Here is a 26059-nt window from a genome sequence, read left to right as displayed (position 1 = left end):
TCCAGGCGGGGAAAGGAAATGAGAGAGATGCGTTGTGTGTTCAGCCGCGGGCGAGGTTGCGCCAGGCTTGCGTGCGCGCGAGCAGCACGCGGGTCAGCAGCGAGTAGGCGATGCACACGAGCGTGGAAGTGACCACGATCAGGCTCGCGAGCGCCGATGCCGGGCCGATGTCGCCGGCGTCGTCCAGATGCATGATCGCGACCGAGGCGAGGATGGTCTCGGGCGTGTAGAGAAAGATGGCGCACGAGAGGCTGGCCATCGACACCACGAAGAAGTAGCGCCCGATATCGAGGATGGCCGGCAGGCACACCGGCACCGTCACCCGCAGGAAGGTCTTGAAGAACGGCACCTTGAGCGAGGCCGAGACGGCTTCGAACTCGTTGTCGATCTGCTTGAGCGCCGTCACCGCCGTGAGGTGGCTCGAGGTGTAGTAGTGCACCACCATCGAGATGATGAGGATCGCCATCGTCTGGTACAGAAAGTTCAGCGGATTGGCCGGATGGTTGAAGAACATCACGTAGCCGAGACCCAGCACCAGGCCCGGCACCGCCATCGACAGCACTGCCATCAGGTGCATGCCCTTGCGCATGAAGCCGAGGTTGCGGGTCTTCTCGATGAGGTAGGCGCCGATGAAGACGATGAGCGAGCCGGCCACCGCGGTGACCATCGCCACCAGCAGGCTGTTGCCGTAGGCCGCGGCCATGTCGCTCTCGACCAGCACGAAGTGGTAGTGCTTGAGCGTGAACGACAGGTCGTAGGGCCAGAGCGAAATCAGCGAGGTGTAGATCGCCATGCCGATGGTGGCCAGCAAGAGGCCGCACACGACAGTGCAGAAGAGCGTGAGCAGAGTGTCGGCCACCTTGCGGCGCTTGGGGCTGTAGGGCACCGAGCGGGCGGTGAGCTGCGCCTTCAGCTTGCGCCGCACCACGTAGTCGATGACGAACGAGACGATCGAGGGCAAGAGCAGCAACATGCCCACCACCGCACCGATGGAGAAGTTGTGCTGCCCCACCACCTGCTTGAACACGTCGACCGACAGCACGTTGAAGTTGCCGCCGATGACCTTGGGCGCGCCGAAGTCGCTCACCACGTAGGTGAAGACCACCGTGGCCGCGCTGATGAGACCGTACTTGCACGAGGGCAGCGTGATCGTCATGAACTGGCGGAACGGCCGCGTGCGCAGCGCGGCCGCTGCTTCGTACAACCGGCCGTCGGCCAGCGACAGCGCGGTGACCAGGATCATCAGCGCGTGCGGAAAGGTGTTGTAGACCTCGGCCAGGATGATCCCCGGCGCGCCGTAGATCGACATGCCGCCCAGAAGGAACTTGAGCGCGCCCTGGTTGCCGAACCACTGCACGAACGAGATGGCCGACAGCAGCGAGGGCGCGAGCAGCGGGATCAGCGCGATGAGGCGGAACACCGCCTTCAGCGGCGCCGGCATTCGGCTGCGTGTGAGCGCGTAGGCGAACACGAAGGCGATGGGCACCGAGATCATCACCACCGCCGCCGACACCCAGACCGAGTTCCAGGCCGCGCGCAGCAGGCTCGGCGTCTGGAAGTAGGTGATGAAGTGGGCGAGGCCAACGAAGCGGCCGTTCTTGTCCTGCACCGCGTGCGCGAGGATTGTGACCAGCGGTGCGATGAGAAACACGAACAGCATCACCATCACCACGAACAGGATGGCGCGCGCGATGGTTTCGTCGCGGCTCCAGCGCATCGCGGGCCGCGCGGCGAACGAGGAGGCCTTCACGACGGAAGGGTGGGCCAGCGTGTTCATGGCTTGGGCGTGCGTGCGGCCGAGAAAGCGCGGATGCGGTTGGCGCGCAGTGCGATGTCGATGGTGTTGCCCTCGCGGATGTCCAGGTCGTGCAACTGGTTGAGCGAGAAGTGCAGGCCGAGCACCTGTCCGTGCAGCGCATCGGCCGTCACCTCGGCGATGCAGAGGCCGCCGAGGAATTCGACCTTGGTGACCCTGGCCTGCAGCCGGTTGGGCGTGTCGTCACCCAGGTGCTCGACCGCGCGGTCTTCGGGTCGCAGGTAGAGGTTGACGGCTTCGCCGGGATCGAAGGCGCCATCGCAGGCATCGCATTCGAGTTCCATGTCGCCGACCTGGAAGCGGTGGTTGCCCAGCGCCACCGAGCGCAGCACGTTGACCTTGCCCACGAAGTCCGCCACGAAAGGGGTGGCAGGTTGTTCGTAGACCTCCATGGGGGTGCCGACCTGCTCGATCACGCCGTGGTTCATGACCACGATGCGGTCGGCCATCGACAGCGCTTCTTCCTGGTCGTGCGTGACCATGATGGTGGTGATGCCGACCTGCTTCTGCAGCCGGCGGATCTCACCGCGCAGGCGAATGCGCTCCAGCGCGTCGAGCGCCGAGAGCGGCTCGTCGAGCAGCAGGAGGCCGGGGCGCGTGGCGAGCGCGCGGGCGAGGGCTACGCGCTGCTGCTGGCCACCGGAGAGTTGGCTCGGATACTTGTTGCCGGAGGTCGGCAGGCCGACGAGCTTGAGCAACTCCTCGACACGCGCCTTGATCTCGCCGCGTTTGGCGCGGCTGTTGACGAGGCCATAGCCGATGTTCTCGGCAATCGACAGATTGGGAAAGAGCGCGTACGACTGGAACACGATGCCGTAGTCGCGCTTGTCCGGCGAGAGCCACGAGACGTCCTTGCCGTTCTGCAGGATCTGGCCGGCGGTCTGCGTCTCCAGGCCCGCGATGATGCGCAAGAGCGTGGTCTTGCCGCAGCCCGAGGGGCCGAGAAAACACAGCATCTCGCCGGGGTTCACGCGCAGGTGCACATCGCGCAGTGCGCTGAAGGTCTCGAAGTCCTTGCGGACGCCAATGATCTCCAGCGCCGCGGGGGCGGCTGTGGACACGGGGCTGGTGATGAATCGGGTGTCGGTCATGTCCATTTTTCGCACTCGTCGTTGGGGCGCCGCAGGGCTCGGCGTCGCGGATTTGAAAAAGGCCGTGGACGTATCGGGTTGCTTCGTGGGACACCGCGGAACCGGCTTCGCCGGGCCGCAGGTGTCGCCCCCGGTAGGGGGTTGGAGAAGCGACACGAAGTTCGCGCAGCCTGGGGGCGAGCAAGCCTTATTTCGGTTCGGCCTTGCCTTCGTAGCGCCTGCTCCACTCGGCCAGGATGCGCTCACGGTTCTTCGCTGCCCAGTTGATGTCGTTCTTGGCGAGCAGCTTTTCGTAGTTGTCGGGAATGCCTTCGAGCTTCGACACGACACCCGGATAGGCAACGACGGCCCACCAGCGCGCGCTGATCTGGTTGGCTTCCTTACTGGCCATCCAGTCGGCGAAGCGCTTGCCTTGCTCCAGCTTCGTGCTGGTCTTCATGAGGCTGGTGGCCTCGATGTCCCAGCCGAGGCCCTCCTTCGGAAAGATCAGGTCGACCGGCGCGCCCGACTTCTTCACCTGGTGCGCGCGGAACTCGAAGGAGATGCCGATCGGGAACTCGCCCGCGCCCGCCTGCTTGCAAGGCTTGGAGCCCGAGTGCACGTACTGCGCGATGTTCTGGTGCAGCGCATCCATGTACTTCCAGCCTTCGGCATCGCCCATGTTCTGCAGCCAGGACGACACGTCGAGGTAGCCGGTGCCGCTGGAGGCCGGGTGCGGCATCGAGATCGTGCCCTTGTAGACAGGCTTGGCCAGGTCCTTCCAGCTCTCGGGCTTGGGCAGGCCCAGCTTCTGCGCCTCGATGCGGTTGAAGCAGATGGTCGCGGCCCACACGTCCATGCCGACCCAGGCAGGTGGACGGGCGCTGTCGGAGTACGCGGGGTTCAGCTCCTTGAAGCCCTTGGGTTCGTACGGAAGGAGCATGCCTTCCTGCTGCAGCAGCGCGAGGCTGCTGGCGGCCAGGCCCGCCACCACGTCGGCCTGCGGGTTGGCTTTTTCGGCCAACAGCTTGGCGGTGACGATGCCGGTGGAGTCGCGCACCCACTTCACTTCGATGTCGGGGTTGGCTTTCTCGAAGGCGTCCTTGTAGAGCTTCATGGCGTCGGTCTCGAGCGCCGTATAGACCAGCAGCGGGGTCTTCTGCGCCCACGCCGCACCGGCCATGAGGCCGAGCGCCGCAACACACAGGGCGGCCGTGAGACGGCGCGTGCTTTGTTTCATCGTCATCTGTTTCTCCTGAGAGGGCTGGCTGTCACTGAGAGGTGAGGGGCTGGCTTGGCGCAAGGGGGCGAGCGCCGTCCGGTGAGCGGAATGTAGATTGACGATTGGTGACTGTCAATAAAAGATTGTTGACAGTTTTCAATTCTTCGGGAAAATACGCCCCATGGTCACCAGCAATCACTCCGCCGCCCTCGCATTTCTCCAATCCAGCTCGTTGCCGATGCTGATGCAGGAAGAAATCGAGCGTTTGATCATGACGGGCGAGCTCCCCGTGGGCAGCCGCATCAACGAGAGCGAGCTCTCGCAGCGCTTCAACACCAGCCGCGGCCCGATTCGCGAGGCGCTGCGCGCGCTCGAGGAAGCCGGCCTCGTGCGCAACGAAAAGAACCGTGGCGTCTTCGTGCGCGAAATCGCTTTCGAAGAAGCCGACGAAATCTACGAACTGCGCGAGGCGCTGGAAGAAATCATCGGCCGCCGGGTGGCGCTGGCCATCGCGCCCGACGCGATCGAGCGGCTGCGCGCCATGGTCGAAGCCATGCGCTCGGCCGCCCAGGCGCAGGACGTGGAGCAATACGCGCAACTCAACCTGCAGTTCCACGAGATCCTGCTGGACACCGCGGGCAGCAAGAAGCTCACCGAGACCTACAAGCGCCTCGTGAAGGAACTGCACCTTTTCAGAATGCGCGCGCTCGACAGCGGCGGGGGCCTCCGCGTCTCGGCCGACGAGCACAGCCACATCGTCGAGGCCATTGCCAGCGGCAACCCCGAGACGGCGGGGCGCGCGTTGCGTGAACACGTCGCGGGCAGCCGCTCGCGCATGCACAAGGCCTTCGGCCGCGCCGATTCCGACGCGACCGCGGCATCGAACAACCCACCCCAGAAGGAAGTCTGAAATGACACCGGAGACACTCGAAGTCAATGCCCGAAGCTATCGCTGGATGGCACGCCCCGTCGTGGTCGTGTGCGTGGACGGCAGCGAGCCGGCCTACCTCGATGCGGCCATCGCGGCCGGCGTTGCGCCGTACTTCGATCGCATGATCAAGTCCGGCGCCAACCTGCTGGGCGATTGCGTCGTGCCCTCGTTCACCAACCCCAACAACCTGTCGATCGTGACCGGCGTGCCGCCCGCGGTGCATGGCATCTGCGGCAACTACTTCTTCGACCGCGAGCTGGGCCAAGAAGTGATGATGAACGACCCCAAGTACCTGCGTGCCGGCACCGTGCTCGCTGCGTTCGCCGACGCGGGCGCCAAGGTGGCCGTGGTCACGGCCAAGGACAAGCTGCGCAAGCTCTTGGGCCACAAGATGAAGGGCATCTGCTTCTCGTCGGAGAAGTCGGACCAGGTGACGATGGAAGAAAACGGCATCGACGACGTGCTCGGCATGGTCGGCATGCCGGTGCCCTCGGTCTACAGCGCGGAGCTGTCGGAGTTCGTGTTCGCGGCGGGCGTGAAGCTGATGGAATCGCGCCGCCCGGACCTGATGTACCTCTCGACCACCGACTACGTGCAGCACAAGGCCGCGCCGGGCAGCCCCGCGGCCAATGCCTTCTACGCGATGATGGACGGCTACCTCGCGCAGCTCGATGCGCTGGGCGCCACCATCGTCGTCACCGCCGACCACGGCATGAACGACAAGCACGGCGCCGACGGCTCGCCCAACGTCATCTACCTGCAGGACGTGCTCGATGAGTGGTACGGCGCCGGCGTGGCCCGCGTGATCCTGCCGATCACCGACCCGTACGTGGTGCACCACGGCGCTCTCGGTTCGTTCGCGACCGTGTACGCACCTGACGAGGCGCGCGTGGCGGGCTGGATCGACCGCATCCAGCGCGTGCCGGGCATGGAGCTCGTGCTCTCGCGCAAGGACGCCGCGCAGCGCTTCGAGCTGCCGCCCGACCGCATCGGCGACATCGTGGTGGTGAGCGAGCGCAACACCGTCATCGGCACCGCGGCGAGCCGCCACGATCTGTCGGCGCTCGAAGTGCCGCTGCGCTCACACGGCGGCGTGTCGGAACAGCGCGTGCCGCTCATCTGCAACCGCCCGGTGACGGGCATCGCTGCCAGCCGGCGCCTGCGCAACTTCGATGCGCTCGACATTGCACTGAACCACGCCCAGTAACCCGAACAGACACGTCCCCGGAGCACTCCATGAGCCAAGCCATCCTGAAGCCAGGCACCATCCACTGCGAAGCCCTGCGCATCGCCGGTGAACGCGTCCACCGCGACCGCACCATCGAGGTCACCTATCCCTACACCGGCGAAGTGATCGCCACCGTGCCCAAGGCCACGCTGGACGACGTGCGCAATGCGCTGCGCATCGCCCGCGACTACAAGCCCACGCTCACACGCTACGAGCGCTACAAGATCCTGATGCGCGCGGGCGAGATCATCGCCTCGCGCCTCGATGAAATGTCGCGCGTGATCACGATGGAATCGGGCCTGTGCCGCAAGGATTCGCTGTACGAAGTGGGCCGCGCCTCCGACGTGCTGCTGTTCGCCGCCAACCAGGCGCTGGTGGACGATGGCCAGGTGTTCTCGTGCGACCTCACGCACCACGGCAAGAGCCGCAAGGTCTACACGATGCGCGAGCCGCTGCTGGGCGCCATCACCGCGATCACGCCGTTCAACCATCCGCTGAACCAGGTGATCCACAAGGTGGCGCCGGCCATTGCGACCAACAACCGCATCGTGCTCAAGCCCAGCGAGAAGACGCCGCTCACGGCCTTCCTTCTGGCCGACATCCTGTACGAAGCGGGCCTGCCGCCGCAGATGCTGTCGGTGCTCACCGGCGACCCGAAGGAGATCGCCGACGAGCTGCTCACCAATGCCGACGTCGATCTCGTCACCTTCACCGGCGGCGTGCCCATCGGCAAGTACATCGCGGGCAAGGCCGTCTACAAGCGCCAGATCCTGGAGCTGGGCGGCAACGACCCGATCATCGTGATGGAAGACGCCGACGTCGAGGAAGCCGCCACGCTCGCCGCCAACGGCTCGTACAAGAACTCGGGCCAGCGCTGCACGGCGGTCAAGCGCATGCTGGTGCATGAGTCGGTGGCTGATCAGTTCGTCGAACTGCTGGTCGCCAAGACCCGCGCGCTGAAGTACGGCGACCCAATGGACCCCGACACCGACATGGGCACCGTCATCGACGAAGCCGCGGCCAAGCAGTTCGAAGCGGTGGTCAACGAAGCGATTGCCGCCGGCGCGAAGCTGCGCTACGGCAACGAACGCCGCGGCGCGCTCTATTCGCCGACGGTGCTCGACCACGTCGATCCCGAGATGACCGTGGCCAAGCACGAGACCTTCGGTCCCGTGTCGCCGGTGATCCGCTTCAAGAACATCGACGAGGCGATCCGCATTTCCAACGGCACGGCCTACGGCCTCTCGTCGGCGGTCTGCACCAATCGCCTCGACTACATCACGCGCTTCATCCGCGAGCTGAACGTGGGCAGTGTCAACGTGCGCGAAGTGCCGGGCTACCGGCTGGAGCTCACCCCCTTCGGCGGCATCAAGGACTCGGGCCTGGGCTACAAGGAAGGCGTGCTCGAGGCGATGAAGAGCTTCACCAACACCAAGACCTACTCGCTGCCCTGGTAATCGCAAGAATCATGAGCCTGAGCCTTGACGACATCGTCGGCCTCTTCGAGACGAAGGGCCATGCGCAATACGACGGCGAGCCCGTCACGCAACTGGAGCACGCCCTGCAGTCGGCCCACCTGGCCGAGCAGGAGGGCGCGGGCAGCGCGCTGATCGCGGCCTCGCTGCTGCACGACCTGGGCCACCTGCTGCACGATTTCGGCGGCACGCCGACGCAGCAGGGGCTCGACGACCTGCACCAGTACCGCTGCCTGCCGTTCCTGCGCGCGCTGTTCGGTCCGGCCACGCTGGAACCGATCAGGTTGCACGTGGACGCCAAGCGCTTCCTGTGCGTGCGCGTGCCAGGCTATCTGGAGGCGCTGTCGCCCGACTCGAAGCGAAGCCTGCAATTGCAGGGCGGCGTCTTCGACGAGGCGCAGGCGAAAGCCTTCGAGGCGCTGCCTTATGCAATGGACGCGGTGCGCCTGCGGCAATGGGACGACACGGCCAAGCTGGCCGATGCCGACATGCCCGATCTTGCGCACTTCTTGCGCCATCTCGAAATCAGCGCCGCCGAGCACCGGCAGGCTCGCAACGTTTAAGGCACACGGATGCGCCCCTTCTGGATCGAACAGGCGCTCTTCAACGACGGCGACCTGGCCCCTGCATTGCAAGGCGAACAGAGCGCCGATGTCTGCATCGTCGGCGGCGGCTTCACCGGCCTCTGGACCGCGATCCAGGCCAAGCTGCAGGCGCCTGCGCTGGACATCGTCATCATCGAAAGCGACCTCTGCGGCGCCGGCGCGAGCGGCCGCAACGGCGGTTGCCTGCTCACCTGGTCGGCCAAGTTCCTGACGCTGCGGCGGCTGTTCGGCGAAGACGAAGCGGTGCGCCTCGTGAAGGCGTCCGAGGCCGCGGTGCAGCACATCGCCGACTTCTGCGCCGCGCACGGCATCGATGCCGAACTGCGGCAGGACGGCACGCTCTACACCGCGACCTCGCAGGCGCAGATCGGCACGCTCGATCCGATGATGCGGGCGCTGGAGGCGCGCGGCATTCACTCCTATCGCACGCTGCCGCCCGAAGAGGTCGCGCGGCGCTCGGGCTCCGCGCGCAACCTGGCGGGCGTGTATTCGCCCATCGCCGCCACCGTGCACCCGGGCAAGCTGGTACGCGGCCTGCGGCGCGTGGCGCTGGCCATGGGCATCCGCATTCACGAGCGCACGCCGATGCTCGACTTCAGCACCGACCATCCGGTCGTGGTGCGCACGCCTGCGGGCAGCGTGCGCGCAAAGAAGCTGGTGCTCGCGATGAACGCCTGGATGGCGAGCAAGTTCCCGCAGTTCGAGCGGACCATCGCCATCGTGTCGAGCGACATGATCATCACCGAGCGGTGCCCCGAATTGCTGCGGCAGATCGGCCTGGCCGATGGCGTGTCGGTGCTCGACTCGCGCACCTTCGTCTATTACTACCGCAGCACGGTCGATGGCCGCATCATGCTGGGCAAAGGTGGCAACACCTTCGCCTGGGGCGGGCGCATGGCCAAGGTGTTCGACGAGCGCTCGCCTTACGAAGCCGAGCTCACGCAGGCCCTGCATTCCTTCTTTCCCGCGTTGCGCGAAACGCCGATCACCGCGAGCTGGAACGGTCCGTCGGACCGGTCAGTCACAGGCTTTCCGTTCTTCGGAAAACTCGACGGCGCGCCGCACATCTACTACGGCTTCGGCTATTCGGGCAACGGCGTCGGGCCGACCTACATGGGCGGGCAGATCCTTTCGTCGCTGGTGCTCGACCAGGACAACGCATGGACACGCAGCCCGATCACGAACGGGCCGCTCGGCCACTTTCCGCCGGAGCCGATGCGCTATGTGGGCTCGATCGTCGTGCGCAACGCGATCCGCCGGAAGGAACTTGCCGAGGACCAGGATCGCCAGCCGTGGCTGGTGGACCGCATGCTCAGCAAGCTCGCCAACGCCGCGGGCAAGGCCGACAAGGCTTGAGAAGGTGTGAACGAACCCGCCATGCCCGCTCATCCCGCGCAGGCGCGCGCCCTCGGCGTTGCAAATGCTCGCCGTAGCCCAAGCTACGGCTGCGCTTTGCGCCTTGATGGCGCGCGCCTGCGCGGGCTGCTCGGACACGGCGAATTCATTCCCACCTTCTGACCCGCGGGGATCGCGTCAGCGGCTCGACGGAAACGCGAAAACCGCGCCTTCGCGCACGCCGGCCGAGGGCCAGCGCTGCGTGATGGTCTTGCGCTTGGTATAGAAGCGCACGGCATCCGGGCCGTAGGCATGCAGGTCGCCGAAGAGGGAGCGCTTCCAGCCGCCGAACGAGTGGTACGCCACGGGCACCGGCAGCGGCACGTTGATGCCGACCATGCCGACCTGGATGTTGTCACTGAACCAACGCGCGGCTTCGCCGTCGCGCGTGAAGAGACAGGTGCCGTTGCCGTACTCGTGGGCATCGATCATCGCCATGGCTTCGGCGAGCGTCTTCACGCGCACCACGCCCAGCACCGGGCCGAAGATCTCTTCCTGGTAGATCGTCATGCCGGGCTTCACGTCGTCGAAGAGGCAGGGGCCGAGGTAGTAGCCGCCGTCGTGGCCTTCGACCTTCACGCCGCGGCCGTCGACCACGAGCTTGGCGCCCGCTTCCACGCCCGCATCGACAAAGGCCTTGACCTTCTCGAAATGCGGCTTGGTGACCAGCGGGCCCATGTCGTTGCCGTTGTCGTTGCCAGGGCCGACCTTCATCTTGGCGATCTCGGCCGAAAGGCCTGCCACCACGGCATCGCCCGTGTCGTCGCCGATGGCCACGACCAGCGGAATCGCCATGCAGCGCTCGCCGCACGAGCCGTAGGCTGCACCCATGAGCGCGCTCACCGCATTGCCGATGTCGGCGTCGGGCATCACGACCGCGAAGTTCTTCGCACCGCCCAGGGCCTGCACGCGCTTGCCGTGCGCGCAGCCGGTGGTGTAGATGTATTCGGCGATGGCGGTGGAGCCGACGAAGCTCACGGCCTTCACGCGCGGATCGGTCAGGAGCGTGTCGACCGCTTCCTTGTCGCCGTTCACCACGTTCAGCACGCCGGGCGGCAAGCCCGCTTCGAGCGCGAGTTCGGCCAGCAGCAGCGTGGAGGAGGGCGTGCGCTCCGAGGGCTTGAGCACGAAGGTGTTGCCGCAGGCCACAGCCATCGGCCACATCCACAGCGGCACCATCACCGGAAAGTTGAATGGCGTGATGCCGGCCGTGACGCCCATCGCCTGGAACTCGCTCCACGAGTCGATGGCGGGGCCGACGTTCTTGCTGTGCTCTCCCTTGAGGAGTTCGGGCGCGTAGCTCGCGTACTCGACGTTCTCGATGCCGCGCTGCAGCTCGCCGTGCGCGTCCGACAGCACCTTGCCATGCTCGGCGGTGATGAGCGCGGCGATGCGGTCGGCGTTGGCTTCGAGCAACGTCTTGAGCTTGCTCATGACGCGCGCGCGCTTGAGCGGCGGCGTGTTGCGCCAGGCCGGAAAGGCCGCCTGCGCCGAGGCGATGGCCTGCTCGACCGTGAGCTTGTCGGCGAGCGCGACGCTCTTGTCCGAGAAGCCGGTGGCCGGGTCGAACACCGGCTGCACGCGGGTGCCGCCATCGACGCGCTTGCCGTCGATGAAATGGCCGATGGTGGCGGTGACGTTCTTGTCGTGTTGCATGTCTTGGTATCTCGAAAGAGGATCAGTTGGTTTCGGCGAGCGCGTCTGCCAGGGCGTTGACCATGCGGTCGATCTCGGCCTTCTCGGCGATGAACGGCGGTGCGAGCTGGATCGTGTCGCCGCCGTAGCGAACGTAGAAGCCCTTCTTCCAGCAGTTCATCGCGATCTCGTAGGGGCGGCGTGCGGGCTCGCCCGGCAGCGCGGCGATCGTGAGGCCGGCGGCGAGGCCGTAGTTGCGGATGTCGGTGATGTGCTTGCTGCCCTTGAGGCTGTGCACCGCGTTCTCGAAATGCGGCGCCAGCGTCTGCACGCGGCCGATCATGTCTTCCTTCTGCAGCACGTCGAGCGCGGCGATGCCCGCGGCGCAGGCCACCGGGTGCGCGCCGTAGGTGTAGCCGTGCGGGAACTCGAGCATGTAGTCGGCGCCGCCGGCCGCCATGAAGGTGTCGTAGATCTCCTTGCTCGCGACCACCGCACCCATCGGCTGCGCGCCGTTGGTCACCTGCTTGGCGATGTTCATGATGTCGGGCGTCACGCCGAAGGCTTCCGCGCCGGTGAGTGCGCCGCAGCGGCCGAAGCCGGTGATGACCTCGTCGAAGATCAGCAGGATGTTGTTCGCGGTGCAGATGTCGCGCAGGCGTTTCAGGTAGCCCTTGGGCGGGATCACCACGCCGGCCGAGCCCGCGAAGGGCTCGACGATCACGGCCGCGATGTTCGAGGCGTCGTGCAGCGCGATCAGGTCGAGCAGGCGGTCGGCCAACTCGGCGCCGTTCTCAGCCATGCCGCGGGTGAAGGCGTTCGATGCGAGCTGCGTATGCGGCAGGTGGTCGGCTTCCAGGCCCTGGCCGAACAGCTTGCGATTGGCCGCGATGCCGCCGACCGAGATGCCGCCGTAGTTGACGCCGTGGTAGCCCTTCTCGCGGCCGATCAGGCGCGTCTTGCTCGCCTGGCCCTTGGTGCGCCAGTAGGCGCGCGCCATCTTCAGCGATGTGTCGGCGGCCTCGGAGCCCGAGCCGGTGAAGAACACGTAGTCCAGGCCCGCGGGCGTGAGTTCCTTGATCTTGTTGGCCAGCTCGAACGAGAGCGGATGGCCGAACTGGAAGGCGGGCGAGTAGTCGAGCTTGGCGATCTGGCGGCTCACCGCCTCGGTGATCTCGGGGCGGCCGTGGCCGAGGCCCGAGCACCACAGGCCCGAGAGGCCGTCGAAGATCTTGCGGCCGTCGTTGTCGGTGAAGTAGGCGCCCTTGGCCTCCACGATGATCCGCGGGTCGGCCTTGAAGTTGCGGTTGCCGGTGTAGGGCATCCAGTGCGCTTCGAGCCAGGCGGCGTCTGTGCGCGCGGTGGGTGTCGGTTCGATGGCGGGCGTTGCGAGGGTCATGGCGCTTCCCGCACGCAGGCGGGCTCCGGGGTGATGGGATGTGCCGATTGTTCGCAGAGCGTTCAGTGTGGAGAATGGCGCAATATCAATGTTCACTTGACGATCCATGCAAGTAAAGGCTGAAGCCCAAAACAGTGCTCAAAGCACACGAAACCGCGCCGTTCTGGGGCAGCTCAGCGACATGGACCTGCGCTTGCTCAAGGTGTTCAAGAGCGTGGTCGATTGCGGCGGCATGGCGGCGGCCGAGCTGGAGCTGAACATCGGAACCTCCACCGTGAGCCGGCATGTGAAGGACCTGGAGACGCGCCTCGGCCTCGTGCTCTGCCGGCGCGGGCGGGCAGGCTTCGCGCTCACGGCCGAGGGGCAGCGCGTGTACGACGAGACACTGCGCCTGCTGGCCTCGGTCGACGCCTTCCGCGGCAGCATCGACGACATCCACAACCGCATGGGCGGGCAGTTGGATGTGGCGCTCTTCGACAAGACCGCGACCAACCCGAAGGCGCGCATCGGCGAGGCCATCGCGCGCTTCACCGAGATCGCGCCGGAAGTGAACCTCGCGGTGCACGTGGGCTCGATCAACGCGATCGAGCAGGGCGTGCTGGAGGGCAATTTTCAGATCGGCATCATCCCGGCGCATCGCAGTTCCAAGAGCCTCGTGTATGCGGACCTGTTCGACGAGACGATGCTGCTGTATTGCGGCAAAGGGCATCCGCTGTTCGACAGCCCGCACGCGAAGCTCACATGGTCGAAGCTGGGCGAGCACCACTTCGCGGGTCTCGGCTATCACTCGCCGAACATGGAACTGAGCCACCGCGCGCGGCTGTCGCGCAAGGCGACGGGCTTCGACCAGGAGGCGATCGCGACGCTGATTCTGTCGGGGCGCTTCCTGGGCTTTTTGCCCGACCACTATGCGCAGGTGTTCGAGCAGCGCGGGCTGATGAAGGCGGTGCTGCCGGCGCGCTTCAACTACGCGTGCCGGTTCGTGAGTTTGCTGCGGCGGTCGCCGAAACCATCACGGGCGGTACTGGCGTTTCAGGCGTGCCTGGAGAAGGCGCACGCGCGCTAGTTGGTCAGGTGGTTAGCGCTGCCCGCTCGGCAGCAGCAGGTGCTTGGCGCCGATGTGCGCCTCCATCTCGTGCATGTGCACCTCCGCATCGACCATGTGCTCGGCCATCAGCCGGCGGACTTCTTCCGCATCTTCCTTGCGATAGGCCGCGAGCAACTGCGTGTGGTAGTCGACGTTGGCCTCGCCGAAGTGGTGATGGTCCAGCGCCTTCTTGTAGACCACGAGATCACGCAGCAGATCGTTGAGAAAGCGGCACATGAAGGACAGCACCGGGTTGGGGCAGGCCTCGGCCAACATGATGTGGAACCCCAGCTCGGCCTCGCGCTGCTTGCGCAGCTCGTCCTCGTTGGTCGGCTCGATGGTGCAGAGGCGCACGTTGTCTTCGAGCCGTTCGAACTGCTCGGGCGTGAGCCGGCCGACCACGCTCACGGCCAGTTCGGGCTCCAGGACCTTGCGCAACTGGTAGATGTGATGCCCGTCCAGGTGATGGAAGTGCAGGAAGTTGCGCAGCGGCTCGGACGCGTGATCGACCGACACCTGCTGCAGGTACGCCCCACCGCCCGGGCCGGTGCGGATCGAGATGAGGCCGCGCACCTCCAGCGCCTTCAATGCCTCGCGCACCGTGCTCTTCGAATAGCCGAAGAGCTCGATCAGTTCCTTCTCGTTCGGCAGGCGGTCGCCTGGCTGCTTTCGCTCGGCAACGATCCATCGCTTGACGTCTTCGACGATGACGTCCGAGAGCTTTTGCCGCTTGGGGCGGTTCTCTCCCACTTTCATTGAAACGCTCCATGCGGCAGCCATGGCGCTCCGGGGTTCATTTCACGATCGGATGGAGACGAATTCATGCGGTCAGAGCAGTGGAGAAAGTAGATGGCAGCCTGTATGCAGGTATTGGACCGTGGGACGTGCGCCGGATTTTGGCACGGTGATTGCTAGCGGGTTTTTACCAACATATTAATCCTATTTATCCGCTTAAATTCGCCGGCATTCGCAGGCACCCGTTTCACTTACTTCACACCACGACCGGAGAAACTTCCATGCAACGCAGACACCTTCTTCAGCTGGCCGCCCTGTCGGCCGCCCCGGCTTCGCTCCTGGCGAGCCGCTCGGTCTTCGCGCAATCGGCGGACGCCATCCGCTTCGGCTGCCCGGTCCCGATGTCGGGCGCCTTTGCGGCCAACGGCAAGTTCGCCGATCTGGGCATGAAGCTGGCGATCGAACAGTACGGCAGCGTCCTGAAGCGCCCGCTGGCCTATACGGTGCTCGACACCGAAGGCAAGCCCGCCACCGCCGTGCGCAAGGTGCAGGAAGCCTCGCAGCAGCAGGGCGCCAAGTTCTTCGCGGGCGGCATCCTGTCGTCCGAAGCGCTCGCCATGGGCAAGGAAGCTGAGAAGGCCGGCGGCCTCTTCATCACCACCGCCGGTGCCGACGAGATCACAGGCAAGGACTGCAACCCTGCCACCTTCCGCTGGTCGGTGCCCACCTTCGGCGCCATCGAGCAGACGGTGCGCCCGCTGATCGCCTCGATGCCGAAGGCCAAGCGCTGGTACACCATCACGCCGCAGTACGTGTTCGGTGACGGCCTCTTGAGTGCGGCCAAGAACATCTTCCAGGAGAAGGGCATCGAGCACGTGGGCAACAGCTACCACTCGCTCAACGAGAAGGAGTTCAGCGGCTACCTCACCAACGCGATGGCCGCCAAGCCCGATGTGCTGCTGCTGCTGAACTTCGGCGCGCAATCGTCGGCTGCTCTGCGCCAGGCGGTGAGCTTCGGCATGCACAAGAACATGACGATCCTCATGGCGTGGGCTTCGGGCCTCGAGCAGTTCGATGAGCTTGGTGCGGACCTGTGCGACGGGGTCTACTTCGGGGCGCAGTATTGGCACACAGCAGACACCACGCTCAACAAGGACCTGGTCAAGCGCAGCGCCGACAAGCTCAAGATCGTGCCCAACTACAGCCTCGCGGGCTCGTACATCTGCACCAAGATCCTGATCGACGGCATCGTGAAAGCCGGCACGGTCGACCAAAAGGCCGTGATCGCCGCGCTCGAAGGCATGAAGTACGACGGCCTCACGGGCACCGAGGAAATCCGCAAGGCCGACCACCAGGTCATCAAGGACTACTACCTGCTCAAGGGCAAGGCGAAGTCGAAGATGAAGGATGCGGCCGACTACGTGGACGTGGTGAGCTCCGGCAAGTCGTTCCTTGCCATCGACAAGACCGGCTGCAAGCTGGCCTGAGCACGCCAAGGACACCGACGCGCCCCATGACCGTCTATCTCCTCCAGACCATCAACGGAATCGGCATCGGCATGCTGTATTTCCTGCTGGCCGTTGGCTTGTCCATCGTGTTCGGCCTGCTGCGATTCGTGAATTTCGCGCACGGCGCCTTCTATCTGCTGGGCGCCTACCTGTGCTTCCAGGTGATGCAGTGGGGCCTCAACTTCTGGGCCGCGCTGGTGCTGGTGCCGCTGTTCGTGGGCGCGCTCGGGTGGCTCGCTGAAAAGCTGTTGCTGCGCCGCGTGTACGCCAAGCCGCATGAGTTCCACATCCTCGTGACGGTGGGCCTTGCGCTCGCGGTGCAGGAGATCGTCATCGTGTTCTGGGGGCCGCTCGGCAACAGCGTGGCGACGCCCGACCTGCTGCAGGGCGTGGTGATGTGGGGCGACTTCGTCTATCCCAAGTACCGGCTCTTCGTGATCGGCTTCACCGCCGTGCTCGCGGTGCTCCTGTGGTGGGTGCTCGAAGGCACGCGCCTGGGCAGTGCGGTGCGCGCGGGCAGCGAATCGACCGAAATGGTGTCGCTGCTCGGCATCAACGTGTTCCGCGTGTTCAGCCTGGTGTTCGCATTGGGTGCGGCCACCGCGGCGTTGGCCGGCGTGCTGGCCGCGCCGATCCGGGGCGCCGAACCTTTCATGGGCGTCGAGGCGCTCGGCGTCGCCTTCGTGGTGGTGGTGATCGGCGGGCTCGGCAGCTTCGGCGGCGCGCTCGTCGGCGGCGTGCTGATCGGCATCGTGCAGAGCCTCATGAGCACCATCTGGCCGCCGGGGGCGAGCCTGATGATCTACATCGCGATGGGCGCAGTGCTGCTGCTGCGCCCGCATGGCCTGCTCGGCCGCAGAGGGTGAACAACGTATGCCAAGAAAAATCACTTTCCTGCTGGCGCTGATCGTCACGCTCGCGCTGCCGCTGTTCATGCGCTCGGGTTCGCTCGCGAGCGAGGTGCTGATCTACGCGCTCGCCGCACTGGGCTGCAACCTGCTCCTGGGCTACACGGGGCTCTTGTCGTTCGGACAGGGCATCTTCTTCGGCCTTGGCAGCTACACCATCGCGATCCTGCTCACGCGGCTGCAACTGCCGATGCCGCTCGCGCTGCTGTCCGCCATTGCCATGGGCGCGGTGGGCGCGGCCGTGGTCGGCTGGGTCGCCATCCGCCAGCGCGGCACTTACTTCGTGATGCTCACGCTGGCCTTCGCGCAGATGTTCTATTTCGTGGCGTACACCGCGTCGGGCCTCACGGGCGGCGACAACGGCCTGCTCGACGTGCCGCGCCCCGCGTTCATGGACACGCCCTGGAAGTACTACGCCTTCGTCGCCGTGATGTTCCTCATTGCCTTCGCACTGCTGCTGCGCGTGACCGATTCGATCTTCGGCCGCACGCTGCTCGCGATCCGCGACAACGAGGACCGCGCCGCCGCGGTGGGCTACAACCTCAAGCGCTTCAAGCTGCTGGCCTTCGTGATCTCGGGCGCCGTCACGGGTCTTGCGGGCGGGCTGCACGCAATGATGACCGGCATCGCGCCGCTGTCGAATGCCGAGTACCACACAAGCGAGATGATCCTGGTCATCACCGTGATCGGCGGCACCGGCAACCTCTTCGCCTCGGTGCTGGGCTCTGCCTTCTACGTGCTGCTGGCCGACTGGCTTTCCACGCTGTGGCCGCGATGGCTGCTGCTGCTGGGCCTGTTGCTGATCGGTGTGAGCATCGGCATGCAGCGCGGCCTCTGGGGCCTGGGTGAGAGCGTGTGGCGGCGCGTGTTCCGAAAGACGCCTTCCGCCGCAGCCACCACCGAAGCGCAGGGAGAAAAGGCATGACGCAACCCGTCCTCATCGAAGCCATCGGCGTCACCAAGCACTATGGCAAGTTCGCGGCGCTCGGCGGCGTGGACCTGAAGATCAAGCCGAACACCGTGCACTCGGTGATCGGCCCGAACGGCGCGGGCAAGACCACGCTGTTTCACATGCTCACGGGCACCGGCACCACCACGGGCGGGCGCATCCTGTTCGACGGCCACGACGTGACGCACGAGCCCGACCACAAGCGCGTGCAGCGCGGCATGGCGCGCTCGTTTCAGGTCACCAGCCTGTTCCCCAGCCTCTCGGTGCGCGAGAACCTGCGCGTCGCGGCGCAGGGCATCGCACCGCGCCAGGCCATGAACTGCTGGCGCGCGCCGGTCGGCGACCGCGCCTGCGCTGAGACCGTGGCCGAGGTGCTCGCGCGCGTCGGCCTCGAGCGGCTGGCCGACACGGCCGCCAGCGTGCTCTCGCACGGCCAGCAGCGCCGGCTCGAAGTGGGCATGGCGCTTGCTGCGAAGCCCAAGGCGATCTTTCTCGACGAACCGACCTCGGGCATGGGCATCGACGACCTCGACGACATGAAGCACCTCATCCGCAGCCTGCGCGATGCGCACACGGTGGTGCTGATCGAACACAACATGAACATCGTGATGGACATCTCCGACACCGTGACCGTGATGCAACTGGGCCGCGTGCTGGCCGAAGGGCTGCCGGGCGACATCCGCTCCGATGCGCGCGTGCGTTCGGCCTACCTCGGCAACATGATCACCGGGGGCAAGGCATGAGCGGCGGGAACATCCTCGAAGTCGAAGGCCTGCACGCGCACTATGGCAAGAGCCACGTGCTGCAGGGCGTGTCGATGACGGTGGGCGAAGCCGAACTCGTCACGCTGCTGGGCCGCAACGGCGCGGGCAAGTCGACCACGCTCAAGAGCATTGCCGGCGCGGTCACGCCGACGAAAGGGCGCGTACGTTTTCAAGGCGCCGACATCGCCGGACTGCCGCCGCATCGCATCGCCACGCGCGGCGTGTGCCTCGTGCCCGAGCACCGCGGCATCTTCAAGCTGCTCACGGTCGAGGAGAACCTGCTGCTCGGCCAGCGGCGCGATTCGCCCTGGCAGCTGGACGACATCTACCGCATCTTCCCGCGCCTGAAGGAGCGGCGCCGCAACGGCGGCGGGCAGCTATCGGGCGGCGAGCAGCAGATGCTGGCCATCGGCCGCGCGCTGATGAACCACCCGCGCCTCCTGATCCTGGACGAGCCCGTCGAAGGCCTCGCGCCGGTGATCGTGGAGGAGATCGTTGCGCAGCTGAAAACCATCAAGGCCGCGGGCGTCGCCATCCTGCTGGTCGAGCAGAACCTCGAGGTGTGCGTGCAGCTCGCGGACCGCCACTACATCGTGGAGCAGGGCGTGATCGTGCATGAGGCAGGCAATGCCGCCTTCATGGCCGACCACGACGTGAAAGACCGCTACCTCGGCGTCGGCCTTGCCTGAACGCGCGCCTCTTCAAGACCTCATTCGCAGAACCATGACAACAACCATCGAAACCTCTTCCGCACCCGATGTGCGCGCCCTCCGCATCGACGGACAGCGCCTCTGGGACTCGCTGATGCAACTCGCCCAGGTCGGTGCCACCGAGAAGGGTGGCGTGTGCCGCCTCGCGCTCACCGACCTCGACCGCCAGGGCCGCGACCTCTTCACGCGCTGGGCGCGCGAAGCCGGCTGCGAAGTGCGCGTGGACGCCATCGGCAACATCTTTGCGCGCCGCGCAGGCCGCAACAACGCGCTACCGCCGGTCACTACGGGCAGCCATATCGACACGCAACCGACGGGCGGCAAGTTCGACGGCAACTACGGCGTGCTCGCTGGGCTGGAAGTGATCCGCGCGCTCAACGATGCGAAGGTCGTCACCGAAGCACCGCTCGAAGTGGCGGTTTGGACCAATGAAGAAGGCTCGCGCTTCGTGCCGGTGATGATGGGCTCGGGCGTGTTCGTCGATGCCTTCACGCTGGAGCACGCGCTCGCGCAGCGCGACACCGAGGGCGTGAGCGTGGCGGAGGCGCTCGATGCGATCGGCTACGCGGGCAAGGTGCCCGCGTCGGCGACCGCATCGCCCGTGGGCGCGTACTTCGAGGCGCACATCGAACAAGGCCCGGTGCTCGAAGCCAACGCGCGCGTGATCGGCGTGGTCGAGGGCGCCCTTGGCCAGCGCTGGTACGACGTGGTGGTGCAGGGCATGGAGGCGCATGCGGGCCCCACGCCGATGGAGCTGCGCAAGGATGCGCTGCTGGTCGCCGCCGAACTCGTGATCGAGGTCAACCGCATCGCACTCGCGCACGCACCGCATGCGCGCGGCACGGTCGGCTGGATCGACAATTACCCGAACTCGCGCAACGTGATCCCGGGGCGCGTCAAGCTCAGCGTGGACCTGCGCGCGGCGGACGACGTGGTGCTGTCGGCCATGGATGCGGCGCTGAAAGAAGCCGTGCAGCGTCTCGCCGCCGCCGGCAAGGTCGAGGCGACGGTGGAGCAGGTCGTGTACTTCCCGCCTCAGCCTTTCACGCCCAAGCTCGTGGCTGCCGTGCGCGACGCAGCGGAGGCACAGGGCCTCACCTGGATGAACGTGATCAGCGGCGCTGGCCACGACGCCGTGTACCTCGCCCGCGTGTGCCCCACGGCGATGATCTTCGTACCCTGCCTGGACGGCATCAGCCACAACGAGATCGAGGACGCCGAGCCTGCCCACCTCGAAGCCGGCTGCAACGTGCTGCTGCAGGCAATGCTGCAGAGCGCAGGAGTCGCCGCATGAAGGCCGCGCTTCGCCGCTTCCTGGCGATGGGCATGGTCGCGGCATCGACGGCCGCCCTGGCGGCCGGAGAGCCGATCCTGGTCGGCCAGTCCGCGGTGCTCACCGGCCCGTTCACGCCGAACAGCCTCGCATTCATGGAAGGCCAGACGCTGTTCTTCGATCAGTTGAACAAGGCGGGCGGCGTCGGCGGCCGGCCCGTCAAGATGATCACCTACGACGACGCCTACATCCCCGAGAAGGCGGCTGCCAACGCCGAGAAGCTGCTCGGCACCGACCGCGTCGTCTGCCTGTTCGGAACCATGGGCACGGGCATCGGCGCGGCCATGGTGCCGGTGGCGGCGAAGTACGACAGCTTCATCTTCGGCGGGCTGACCGGCGCGGCCGTGCTGCGCGGGCCGAAGGTGCCGATCTACCACGTGCGGGAGTCGTACGCCGACGAGGTCGCGCGCGTGATGAACCACCTGACGACCGTGGGCCTGACGCGCATCGCGATCGTCTCCAGCGACGACGCGTACGGCAAGGGCATCGAGAAGGACGCATTGGCCGCGCTCGAGAAAAGCAAGCAGCCGGCGTTGCTGTCGCTGCGCTTCGACCCGAAGGAAAAGGACCATCCCGCCGTCGCGCAGCAGGTGATTGCGAGCGGCGCGCAGGCGGTGTACGTCATCGCGGCCGGCACGCCGGCCATCAACATCATCCGCTCGCTGGTGGCCGCGCCCATCCATCCGCAGATCTACACGAACTCGGTGGCGAGCTCGTTCCTTCTGTACAAGGAACTCGGCGACAAGAGCCGCGGCATCGTGCTGTCGCAGGTGATGCCGCCGTTCTGGAAGACGCGCTTTCCCATCGTCGATGAGTACCAGCGCGCGCGAAAGGTCGCTGGCAGCGAAGGCGAAGGCTCCTACCTGGGGCTGGAGGGCTACGTCACGGCCAAGGCCTTTGCGGAATCGCTGCAACGCGTGAAGGGGCCGATCACCACCGAGTCACTGCGCCGCACCATCGAGAACTCGCCGGCCATGAACCTGAATGGCTTCCAGGTCGCGTTCCGCCCCGACAACCGCAACGGCTCCAGCTTCGGCGACATCACGATGCTGGGAAGCGCCGGAAAGTTTGCCCAATGAAAGTATTGATCGCACGTCTCAACCACGAGACCAACACCTTCTCGCCGGTGCCCACGCCGCTCGCGGCCTTCGGGCCTGACGGCCCGACCTTCGGCGACGAGGCCTACAGGGACAACAAGGGCATGCGCACCGCGATGTCGGCCTTCATCGAACTGGCCGAGCAGGCCGGTGCGACGCTGGTCACGCCGGTATCGGCCTCGGCCAATCCGAGCGGGCCGGTCGATGCGGGCGCCTACACCACCCTCACACAATGCATCGTCGATGCGGCGCCGGGCTGCGATGCCATCCTGCTCGACCTGCACGGCGCGATGGTGGCCGAGAACAGCGTCGATGGCGAAGGCGACCTGCTGGTGCGGCTGCGCGCCGCGGCGCCGGGTGTGCCCATCGGCGTGGCGCTCGACCTGCATGCGAACGTGACGCCCGCGATGGTCGGCAACGCGGACGTGATCGTCGGTTTCAAGACCTATCCGCACATCGACATGTACGAGACCGGCGAGCACGCCGGCCGCCTGCTGTTCGACCTGCTCGAAGGGCGCAGCAAGCCCGCGCTGCGCTGGCATCCGCTGCCGCTGATGGCACACACACTGCGCAGCGCCTCGTTCACCGGCGCGATGCAGCGGGCCATCGAGGCGGCGCGCGAAGCCGAGAAGTCGGAATCGCTCGCGGTCTCGATCTTCGCGGGCTTCTCGCTGTCGGACATCGAGGCGCCCTGCATGAGCGTGGTGGTGGTCGATGCCACGTCGCCCGAACGCGCACAGGCCACGGCCGACCGTATCGCCGCGCAGATGTGGGCCGAGCGCGAAGCCTTCATCTACCGCAGCGAGCCGCTGGCCGAATCGGTCGCGCGCGCCAAGCTCATCGCGGACGGCGCCACGCGCCCCGTGCTGCTGCTCGACCACGGCGACAACTGCATGTCGGGTGGCAGCTGCGACACGATGGACGTGCTGCAGGAAGCGCTCGCGCAGGGCCTTCATGGCATCGGCGTCGGTCCGCTGTGTGACCCCGAGGCGGTGGCCCAATTGATCGCGGCGGGTGAGGGCGCCGAGGTGACGGTCGCGCTCGGCAACAAGGTCTCGCTCGAAGGCATTGGCCTCCAGAAGACGCCTGTGCGGTTGACTGGCGTCGTGCGCACCGTCGGCAACGGCGAGTACGTGATCACCGGCCCCACCTACACCGGCCAGCGCAGCAGCATGGGCCGCACGGTGCTGTTCGACATCGGCGCGGCGCGCATCGTGGTGACCGAGCGCACGCAGGAGCCGTGGGACATCGGCGTTTTCGAATGCGCGGGGCTCGATCCGCGCAATGAACGCTTTCTTCTTCTCAAGTCGCGCATGTACTGCCGGCCGGTGTTTGAGCCGCTCTCTGCGGCGCTGGTGGAGTGCGACAGTCCCGGTGTCACCAGTTCGGATTACAGCCTGTTCCCGTTCAGCAAGGTACGTCGGCCGGTCTTTCCGCTCGACGCGATTTAGGGCGATTTCAAAGAGGAAATCTCACTACCATCGCTTCCCTGAAAAAAGGAAATTCACGTGAAGCGATCCCTCCTGATTCCCGCCGCATGGCTGGCCCTCGCGTCCGTCGTGCCGGCAGAGGCGCAGACCCTGAACTGCAACCGCGACTTCGCGCAGAGGGGTGACTCCAAGTTCACGATCCTGCAGAAGTGCGGCGAGCCGGTGTTCAAGGAAAACTTCTGCGCCAGGCCCGACGGCAACAAGCCCGAGGTGATCGTGAATCCGCCGTCGTCGACCTCGCCCGGCGGCCAGACCGTGATCGTCAACAACAACCGCTGCGACCAGGCCGAGGAGTGGACCTATCGCCCCGGCTCGGGACAGTTCGAGACGATGCTGCTGTTCCGCGACGGCGCGCTCGCGAGCATCCGCTACGGCAGCCGCATTCCATGACCTCCCACGTCATCGACGCCTGACGCGCGCGGCGCGACCATTCATTCACCCCGCGATGTTGCGGGTCGAACGAACCCTCGAAAAGGAATGGTCATCATGAACACCGCCGCACACGACGCCACCACGATTGCCCAACGCTACATCGCCGTCTGGAACGAAACCGACCCCGGGCGCCGCGCCGCACTGATCGAGGCCGGCTGGACCGCCGATGCGCACTACGTCGATCCCGTCGCGCAGGCCAGCGGCCGCGAGCAGATCAGTGCGCTGGTCGGCGCGGTGCATCAGCGCTATCCGGGCTTTCGCTTCAACCTGCTGGGCAAGGCCGAGGCGCATGGCGACAACCTGCGCTTCTCGTGGACGCTGGGCCCGAGCGGGGCTGAAGACTTGATCCAGGGCACCGATTTCGCGCAGCTCGATGCGGGGAAGCTGCGGTCGGTGACCGGTTTTCTCGACAAGGTGCCGGTCGGCGCTTGAACGAAAGCTGGACGCCGGTCGCTCAGTCCGGCGCACCGGCCGGCCGGCCGCGCCAGAGCTTGCGATACACCGTCGCGCGGCTGATGCCGAGTGCACGTGCGGCTTCGGCCACATTGCCCCGCGCATCGGCCACGGCCTTGCGGATCAATGCGGTTTCCACATCGCGCAGCCTTGGCCGCGCATCGGGCACCGTCCCGCCCGCGCCGCTGCCGCCGCGCTGGGGCCGCACCTGCACCCGCAGGCCCGACCACAGCGGCACCTCGAGCGCCGCGTCGCCGCGGCGGGCGGCATCGAACATCATGTGCAGCGGGAGCGCGAACAGGTCGTTGAAATGCAGGGCGTGCTGCCCGCGCGCCAGGGGCTGGTGCAGCATCTGACGCGCGGCGGCGTTGGCGCCGGTGACGTTGCCGCTCGCGTCGATGCAGACCAGGCCCTCGGTGGCCTCGTTGCCCGGGTGACCGGGCCAGGCGAGGTGCAGCAGCAGCTCGCAGGGGTCCTGCATGACCAGCATGTTCTCGATGCTGCGCGCCGAGAGGGTGGCCAGGTGCCGCAGTTCGGGCCGCTCCACTGTCTGGACCCCGCTCAGGTCGAGCATGCCGATGCAGTCGCCCCGGGGCCCGAAGAGCGGCGCGCCGGCGCAGCTGTAGACGCTGGTGTCGTCGAAAAAGTGCTCGCCGCGGTGCAGCCACACCGATTCCTGCTCGGCCAGGGCGGTGCTGATGGCCGAAGTACCGATCGCGCATTCCGAAAGATCGACCCCGATTCGGCCGATGTCCCGCGCATAGCGGCTGGCGGTGTCGGTGCCGTCGGGCAGCGCGCCCACGTCGATCACGATGCCGTCGGCGTCGGTCAGGATCGCGAAATAGCGGGTGTCGGCAATGGCGCGGGACAGGCGTTCGATCACCGGCCGGGCGGCCGTGACCAGCGCCCGGTTGCGCTCGGTTGCCTCGCGGCTGGCCGATCGGCTCACCGGATCGAAGCTCACCCGGTGCTGCGGGCGGCGTCCGGCCTCGATGCAGCGCTGCCATGAACGGGTGATCCAGGGATCGATGCGCACCGTGTTCCGGGCGTGCGGCGCATCGCCGTGGAGCAGTTCGCGCCGGGCTTGGGCAATGGCCAGGGAGCGCTCGGGGGGAGGCGAAACGATCGTGGTATTCATCGTGTGGGTTCGCGCGGGTGGCCCCGCTTTTCCTGGCTCACCGAAAGGCAAGCTGTTTCATTTTGAGAATTTCGCGGGCACTGCGCAAGTGTCGAGGGTTTTGCCTAGGATAGTGCGAAAGGTGGGCATCCAAGATGCCTTTCGCTGAACCAGCCATCACCTTTCACGGAGACAGCCACATGCAGGTAGCTTTCAAGGTCAACGGCCGCGCAGTCACGGTCGACGCACCGCCAAACACCTTCCTTGTGCACGCGATCCGCGAGCACCTTCACCTCACCGGAACCCACGTCGGCTGCGACACCGCCCAGTGCGGCGCCTGCACCGTCCACGTCAACGGCCGGGCCATCAAGTCATGCAACGTGCTGGTCGCCCAGGCGGCCGGCGCCGACATCACCACCATCGAGGGCATCGCCGAAGCCGACGGCACCATGCACCCCATGCAGGCGGCCTTCAAGGAATGCCATGGCCTGCAGTGCGGTTTCTGCACCCCCGGCATGGTCATGAGCGCCATCGACCTGTGCACCCACCACCCCAAGTCGAGCGAATCGGAAATTCGCGAGTTGCTCGACGGCAACCTGTGCCGCTGCACGGGCTACCAGAACATCGTGAAGGCCGTGAAGATGGGCGGCGAGGCGATGGCCTCGGGCACCCCGGTCAAGACCACCGCCACGGCGTGAAG

At 66.3% G+C, this 26059-nt stretch carries 25 protein-coding genes; 18 read left to right on the top strand and 7 right to left on the bottom strand.

The window, feature by feature from the left end; all coding sequences use genetic code 11:
- Positions 1-40: 40 nt before the first annotated feature.
- From QFZ83_RS19835 to QFZ83_RS19825, 3 genes are all read right to left on the bottom strand, one after another.
- Positions 41-1777, bottom strand: a complete 1737-nt coding sequence (locus tag QFZ83_RS19835; RefSeq protein ID WP_373457508.1) for a putative 2-aminoethylphosphonate ABC transporter permease subunit — start codon at positions 1775-1777, stop codon at positions 41-43.
- On the bottom strand, positions 1774-2913 hold the full coding sequence (locus QFZ83_RS19830) for a putative 2-aminoethylphosphonate ABC transporter ATP-binding protein (protein WP_013540183.1): 1140 nt from the start codon (positions 2911-2913) through the stop codon (positions 1774-1776). Before QFZ83_RS19830 ends, QFZ83_RS19835 begins: the two co-directional genes overlap by 4 nt.
- A gap of 181 nt (positions 2914-3094) precedes the next feature.
- On the bottom strand, positions 3095-4132 hold the full coding sequence (locus QFZ83_RS19825; protein ID WP_373424046.1) for a putative 2-aminoethylphosphonate ABC transporter substrate-binding protein: 1038 nt from the start codon (positions 4130-4132) through the stop codon (positions 3095-3097).
- A gap of 157 nt (positions 4133-4289) precedes the next feature.
- On the opposite strand from QFZ83_RS19825, the gene QFZ83_RS19820 reads away from it, so the two are divergent.
- Genes QFZ83_RS19820 through QFZ83_RS19795 form a run of 6 tightly spaced genes read left to right on the top strand, consistent with a single transcriptional unit; the run spans position 4290 to position 9865 of the window.
- Positions 4290-5018, top strand: coding sequence for a phosphonate utilization associated transcriptional regulator (locus QFZ83_RS19820; protein ID WP_306877836.1), 729 nt, complete (start codon positions 4290-4292; stop codon positions 5016-5018).
- A gap of 1 nt (position 5019) precedes the next feature.
- A complete protein-coding gene (phnA, locus tag QFZ83_RS19815; protein ID WP_013540186.1) occupies positions 5020-6246 on the top strand; it encodes a phosphonoacetate hydrolase in 1227 nt (408 codons plus the stop codon).
- A gap of 29 nt (positions 6247-6275) precedes the next feature.
- Positions 6276-7724, top strand: coding sequence for a phosphonoacetaldehyde dehydrogenase (gene phnY, locus QFZ83_RS19810; RefSeq protein ID WP_307509348.1), 1449 nt, complete (start codon positions 6276-6278; stop codon positions 7722-7724).
- Between the two features lie 11 nt (positions 7725-7735).
- Complete coding sequence (locus QFZ83_RS19805) at positions 7736-8305, top strand: phosphonate degradation HD-domain oxygenase (protein WP_307509345.1); 570 nt, start codon at positions 7736-7738, stop codon at positions 8303-8305.
- A gap of 9 nt (positions 8306-8314) precedes the next feature.
- A complete protein-coding gene (locus QFZ83_RS19800) occupies positions 8315-9703 on the top strand; it encodes an FAD-dependent oxidoreductase (RefSeq protein ID WP_307509343.1) in 1389 nt (462 codons plus the stop codon).
- 6 nt (positions 9704-9709) lie between these two features.
- Positions 9710-9865, top strand: a complete 156-nt coding sequence (locus QFZ83_RS19795; RefSeq protein WP_307509342.1) for a hypothetical protein — start codon at positions 9710-9712, stop codon at positions 9863-9865.
- A gap of 15 nt (positions 9866-9880) precedes the next feature.
- On the opposite strand, the gene QFZ83_RS19790 is transcribed toward QFZ83_RS19795, so the two are convergent.
- The gene (locus QFZ83_RS19790) at positions 9881-11398 is read right to left on the bottom strand and encodes a CoA-acylating methylmalonate-semialdehyde dehydrogenase (RefSeq protein WP_307509339.1); all 1518 of its coding nucleotides are present in this window, start codon (positions 11396-11398) and stop codon (positions 9881-9883) included.
- Positions 11399-11420: 22 nt separating this feature from the next.
- Entirely contained in the window at positions 11421-12776 is a 1356-nt protein-coding gene (locus QFZ83_RS19785) for an aspartate aminotransferase family protein (RefSeq protein WP_307509336.1), read from the bottom strand.
- A 106-nt stretch (positions 12777-12882) separates the two neighbouring features.
- Between QFZ83_RS19785 and QFZ83_RS19780 the strand changes: the two genes are divergently transcribed.
- Positions 12883-13842, top strand: a complete 960-nt coding sequence (locus tag QFZ83_RS19780) for a LysR family transcriptional regulator (protein ID WP_307509333.1) — start codon at positions 12883-12885, stop codon at positions 13840-13842.
- A 12-nt stretch (positions 13843-13854) separates the two neighbouring features.
- Here the strand turns inward: QFZ83_RS19780 and QFZ83_RS19775 are convergent, their stop codons facing one another.
- Positions 13855-14619, bottom strand: coding sequence for a FadR/GntR family transcriptional regulator (locus QFZ83_RS19775; protein WP_013540193.1), 765 nt, complete (start codon positions 14617-14619; stop codon positions 13855-13857).
- A gap of 260 nt (positions 14620-14879) precedes the next feature.
- Here QFZ83_RS19775 and QFZ83_RS19770 point away from each other — a divergent pair, with 260 nt between their 5' ends.
- The 10 genes from QFZ83_RS19770 to QFZ83_RS19725 all read left to right on the top strand — a co-directional run bounded on the left by QFZ83_RS19770 (position 14880) and on the right by QFZ83_RS19725 (position 24221).
- A complete protein-coding gene (locus QFZ83_RS19770; protein ID WP_307509330.1) occupies positions 14880-16085 on the top strand; it encodes an ABC transporter substrate-binding protein in 1206 nt (401 codons plus the stop codon).
- 26 nt (positions 16086-16111) lie between these two features.
- Positions 16112-16972, top strand: coding sequence for a branched-chain amino acid ABC transporter permease (locus tag QFZ83_RS19765; protein ID WP_307509327.1), 861 nt, complete (start codon positions 16112-16114; stop codon positions 16970-16972).
- Positions 16973-16979: 7 nt separating this feature from the next.
- Complete coding sequence (locus QFZ83_RS19760; protein ID WP_307509324.1) at positions 16980-17939, top strand: branched-chain amino acid ABC transporter permease; 960 nt, start codon at positions 16980-16982, stop codon at positions 17937-17939.
- Positions 17936-18706: an ABC transporter ATP-binding protein gene (locus QFZ83_RS19755; protein WP_257858665.1), complete on the top strand. Its 771-nt coding sequence runs from the start codon at positions 17936-17938 to the stop codon at positions 18704-18706. The genes QFZ83_RS19760 and QFZ83_RS19755 overlap by 4 nt, the downstream gene beginning before the upstream one ends.
- A complete protein-coding gene (locus tag QFZ83_RS19750; protein ID WP_307509320.1) occupies positions 18703-19416 on the top strand; it encodes an ABC transporter ATP-binding protein in 714 nt (237 codons plus the stop codon). Before QFZ83_RS19755 ends, QFZ83_RS19750 begins: the two co-directional genes overlap by 4 nt.
- Before the next feature lie 34 nt (positions 19417-19450).
- Positions 19451-20731, top strand: coding sequence for a Zn-dependent hydrolase (locus QFZ83_RS19745; RefSeq protein ID WP_307509318.1), 1281 nt, complete (start codon positions 19451-19453; stop codon positions 20729-20731).
- Positions 20728-21849, top strand: coding sequence for an ABC transporter substrate-binding protein (locus QFZ83_RS19740; RefSeq protein WP_307509315.1), 1122 nt, complete (start codon positions 20728-20730; stop codon positions 21847-21849). Before QFZ83_RS19745 ends, QFZ83_RS19740 begins: the two co-directional genes overlap by 4 nt.
- Positions 21846-23318: a M81 family metallopeptidase gene (locus QFZ83_RS19735; protein ID WP_307509313.1), complete on the top strand. Its 1473-nt coding sequence runs from the start codon at positions 21846-21848 to the stop codon at positions 23316-23318. Before QFZ83_RS19740 ends, QFZ83_RS19735 begins: the two co-directional genes overlap by 4 nt.
- Positions 23319-23375: 57 nt before the next feature.
- The gene (locus QFZ83_RS19730; protein ID WP_306877816.1) at positions 23376-23747 is read left to right on the top strand and encodes a DUF2845 domain-containing protein; all 372 of its coding nucleotides are present in this window, start codon (positions 23376-23378) and stop codon (positions 23745-23747) included.
- Between the two features lie 96 nt (positions 23748-23843).
- On the top strand, positions 23844-24221 hold the full coding sequence (locus QFZ83_RS19725) for a nuclear transport factor 2 family protein (RefSeq protein WP_307509311.1): 378 nt from the start codon (positions 23844-23846) through the stop codon (positions 24219-24221).
- 22 nt (positions 24222-24243) lie between these two features.
- On the opposite strand, the gene QFZ83_RS19720 is transcribed toward QFZ83_RS19725, so the two are convergent.
- On the bottom strand, positions 24244-25380 hold the full coding sequence (locus QFZ83_RS19720) for a helix-turn-helix domain-containing protein (RefSeq protein ID WP_306877815.1): 1137 nt from the start codon (positions 25378-25380) through the stop codon (positions 24244-24246).
- A gap of 179 nt (positions 25381-25559) precedes the next feature.
- On the opposite strand from QFZ83_RS19720, the gene QFZ83_RS19715 reads away from it, so the two are divergent.
- A complete protein-coding gene (locus QFZ83_RS19715) occupies positions 25560-26057 on the top strand; it encodes a (2Fe-2S)-binding protein (RefSeq protein WP_013540204.1) in 498 nt (165 codons plus the stop codon).
- Positions 26058-26059: the final 2 nt, after the last annotated feature.

It is taken from the genome of Variovorax sp. W1I1 (assembly GCF_030815625.1).
GTDB lineage: Bacteria > Pseudomonadota > Gammaproteobacteria > Burkholderiales > Burkholderiaceae_C > Variovorax > Variovorax paradoxus_C.
This window is presented reverse-complemented; position numbering and strand designations above follow the sequence as displayed.

Excerpts from the sequence above, each read along its gene's own strand:
- QFZ83_RS19780 (WP_307509333.1), top strand. The coding sequence starts at position 12,883 with ATGCAAGTAAAGGCTGAAGCCCAAAACAGTGCTCAAAGCACACGAAAC.
- QFZ83_RS19835 (WP_373457508.1), bottom strand. The coding sequence starts at position 1,777 with ATGAACACGCTGGCCCACCCTTCCGTCGTGAAGGCCTCCTCGTTCGCC.
- phnA (WP_013540186.1), top strand. The coding sequence starts at position 5,020 with ATGACACCGGAGACACTCGAAGTCAATGCCCGAAGCTATCGCTGGATG.
- QFZ83_RS19790 (WP_307509339.1), bottom strand. The coding sequence starts at position 11,398 with ATGCAACACGACAAGAACGTCACCGCCACCATCGGCCATTTCATCGAC.
- QFZ83_RS19760 (WP_307509324.1), top strand. The coding sequence starts at position 16,980 with ATGCCAAGAAAAATCACTTTCCTGCTGGCGCTGATCGTCACGCTCGCG.
- QFZ83_RS19755 (WP_257858665.1), top strand. The coding sequence starts at position 17,936 with ATGACGCAACCCGTCCTCATCGAAGCCATCGGCGTCACCAAGCACTAT.
- QFZ83_RS19715 (WP_013540204.1), top strand. The coding sequence starts at position 25,560 with ATGCAGGTAGCTTTCAAGGTCAACGGCCGCGCAGTCACGGTCGACGCA.
- QFZ83_RS19820 (WP_306877836.1), top strand. The coding sequence starts at position 4,290 with ATGGTCACCAGCAATCACTCCGCCGCCCTCGCATTTCTCCAATCCAGC.
- QFZ83_RS19825 (WP_373424046.1), bottom strand. The coding sequence starts at position 4,132 with ATGACGATGAAACAAAGCACGCGCCGTCTCACGGCCGCCCTGTGTGTT.
- QFZ83_RS19785 (WP_307509336.1), bottom strand. The coding sequence starts at position 12,776 with ATGACCCTCGCAACGCCCGCCATCGAACCGACACCCACCGCGCGCACA.
- QFZ83_RS19830 (WP_013540183.1), bottom strand. The coding sequence starts at position 2,913 with ATGGACATGACCGACACCCGATTCATCACCAGCCCCGTGTCCACAGCC.
- QFZ83_RS19745 (WP_307509318.1), top strand. The coding sequence starts at position 19,451 with ATGACAACAACCATCGAAACCTCTTCCGCACCCGATGTGCGCGCCCTC.
- QFZ83_RS19720 (WP_306877815.1), bottom strand. The coding sequence starts at position 25,380 with ATGAATACCACGATCGTTTCGCCTCCCCCCGAGCGCTCCCTGGCCATT.
- QFZ83_RS19770 (WP_307509330.1), top strand. The coding sequence starts at position 14,880 with ATGCAACGCAGACACCTTCTTCAGCTGGCCGCCCTGTCGGCCGCCCCG.
- QFZ83_RS19805 (WP_307509345.1), top strand. The coding sequence starts at position 7,736 with ATGAGCCTGAGCCTTGACGACATCGTCGGCCTCTTCGAGACGAAGGGC.
- QFZ83_RS19750 (WP_307509320.1), top strand. The coding sequence starts at position 18,703 with ATGAGCGGCGGGAACATCCTCGAAGTCGAAGGCCTGCACGCGCACTAT.
- QFZ83_RS19775 (WP_013540193.1), bottom strand. The coding sequence starts at position 14,619 with ATGAAAGTGGGAGAGAACCGCCCCAAGCGGCAAAAGCTCTCGGACGTC.
- phnY (WP_307509348.1), top strand. The coding sequence starts at position 6,276 with ATGAGCCAAGCCATCCTGAAGCCAGGCACCATCCACTGCGAAGCCCTG.
- QFZ83_RS19740 (WP_307509315.1), top strand. The coding sequence starts at position 20,728 with ATGAAGGCCGCGCTTCGCCGCTTCCTGGCGATGGGCATGGTCGCGGCA.
- QFZ83_RS19765 (WP_307509327.1), top strand. The coding sequence starts at position 16,112 with ATGACCGTCTATCTCCTCCAGACCATCAACGGAATCGGCATCGGCATG.
- QFZ83_RS19735 (WP_307509313.1), top strand. The coding sequence starts at position 21,846 with ATGAAAGTATTGATCGCACGTCTCAACCACGAGACCAACACCTTCTCG.
- QFZ83_RS19800 (WP_307509343.1), top strand. The coding sequence starts at position 8,315 with ATGCGCCCCTTCTGGATCGAACAGGCGCTCTTCAACGACGGCGACCTG.
- QFZ83_RS19725 (WP_307509311.1), top strand. The coding sequence starts at position 23,844 with ATGAACACCGCCGCACACGACGCCACCACGATTGCCCAACGCTACATC.